The organism is Cellvibrio chitinivorans, assembly GCF_035117775.1.
Lineage (GTDB): Bacteria > Pseudomonadota > Gammaproteobacteria > Pseudomonadales > Cellvibrionaceae > Cellvibrio > Cellvibrio chitinivorans.
Map to the genome: position 1 here is coordinate 1 of NZ_JAYKKN010000021.1, position 2,070 is coordinate 2,070.

Here is a 2,070-nt window from a genome sequence, read left to right on the forward strand (position 1 = left end):
CGACTGATGTTGATGGCGATACCTTGTCCTACGCCATCACCAGTAATGCCGCCAATGGCACCGTCTCTCTGAACACCGCAACCGGCAGCTTCGTCTACACCCCGAACGCCAACTACAACGGCAGCGATGCATTCACCGTGACCATCAGCGATGGCAACGGCGGTACTACCACCAGCACCGTGACTATCGGCGTAACGCCAGTGAACGATGCGCCAGTCAGTGCAGATCAATCTCTCACTACCGATGAAGACGTGGCGCTGCCCGGTCAAATCGTGGCAACCGATGTTGATGGCGATACCTTGGCTTATGCGCTGACTGGCAATCCAGCCAGTGGCACCGTCACGCTGAACGCCGCCACTGGCAGTTTCGTCTACACCCCGAACGCTAACTACAACGGCAGCGATTCTTTTGTTGTCACCATCAGCGATGGCAACGGCGGTACGACTACCAGCACCGTGACTATCGGCGTAACGCCAGTAAACGATGCGCCAGTCAGTGCGGATCAAAACCTCACTACCGATGAAGACGTGGCGCTGCCGGGTCAAATCGTGGCGACCGATGTTGATGGCGATACTCTGGCTTATTCGCTGACCGGTAATCCAACCAACGGCACCGTCACGCTGAACACCGCAACCGGCAGCTTCGTCTACACCCCGAACGCCAATTACAACGGCAGCGATGCATTCACTGTGACCATCAGCGATGGCAATGGCGGTACGACTACCAGCACCGTGACCATCGGCGTAACGCCAGTGAACGATGCGCCAGTGAGTGCAGATCAATCTCTCACTACCGATGAAGACGTAGCGCTGCCGGGTCAAATCGTGGCGACCGATGTTGATGGCGATACCTTGGCTTATGCGCTGACTGGCAATCCAGCCAATGGCACCGTCACGCTGAACGCCGCCACTGGCAGTTTCGTCTACACCCCGAACGCTAACTACAACGGCAGCGATTCTTTTGTTGTCACCATCAGCGATGGCAACGGCGGTACGACTACCAGCACCGTGACTATCGGCGTAACGCCAGTAAACGATGCGCCAGTCAGTGCGGATCAAAACCTCACTACCGATGAAGACGTGGCGTTGCCCGGTCAAATCGTGGCAACTGATGTTGATGGCGATACCTTGTCCTACGCCATCACCAGTAATGCCGCCAATGGCACTGTCTCTCTGAACGCCGCAACCGGCAGCTTCGTCTATACCCCGAATGCCAACTACAACGGCAGCGACTCTTTTGTTGTCACCATCAGCGATGGCAACGGCGGTACGACTACCAGCACCGTGACTATCGGCGTAACGCCAGTAAACGATGCGCCAGTCAGTGCCGATCAAACCCTCACTACCGATGAGGACGTAGCGCTGCCGGGTCAAATCGTGGCGACCGATGTTGATGGCGATACCTTGTCCTACGCCATCACCAGCAATGCCACCAACGGCAGCGTCTCTTTGAACACCGCGACTGGTGCCTTTGTCTACACCCCGAACGCTAACTACAACGGCAGCGATGCATTCACCGTGACCATCAGCGATGGCAATGGCGGTACCACTACCAGCACCGTGACCATCGGTGTGACGCCGGTGAACGATGCGCCAGTCAGTGCCGATCAAACCCTCACTACCGATGAGGACGTAGCGCTGCCGGGTCAAATCGTGGCGACCGATGTTGATGGCGATACCTTGTCCTATGCCATCACCAGCAGTGCCACCAACGGCACCGTCTCTCTGAATGCCGCGACTGGTGCCTTTGTCTACACCCCGAACGCTAACTACAACGGCAGCGATGCATTCACCGTGACCATCAGCGATGGCAACGGCGGTACTACCACCAGCACCGTGACTATCGGCGTAACGCCAGTGAACGATGCGCCAGTCAGTGCCGATCAAAACCTCACTACCGATGAAGACGTAGCGCTGCCCGGTCAAATCGTGGCAACTGATGCCGATGGCGATACCTTGTCCTACGCCATCACCAGCAATGCCACCAACGGCAGCGTCTCTTTGAACACCGCGACGGGTGCATTCGTCTACACCCCGAACGCTAACTACAACGGCAGCGATTCTTTTGTTG

At 57.0% G+C, this 2,070-nt stretch carries 1 protein-coding gene; it reads left to right on the forward strand.

The window, feature by feature from the left end:
- Positions 1 to 2,070 (forward strand): Ig-like domain-containing protein (locus SPL68_RS18385; RefSeq protein WP_323816627.1); only part of this gene is annotated, 2,070 nt, incomplete at both ends.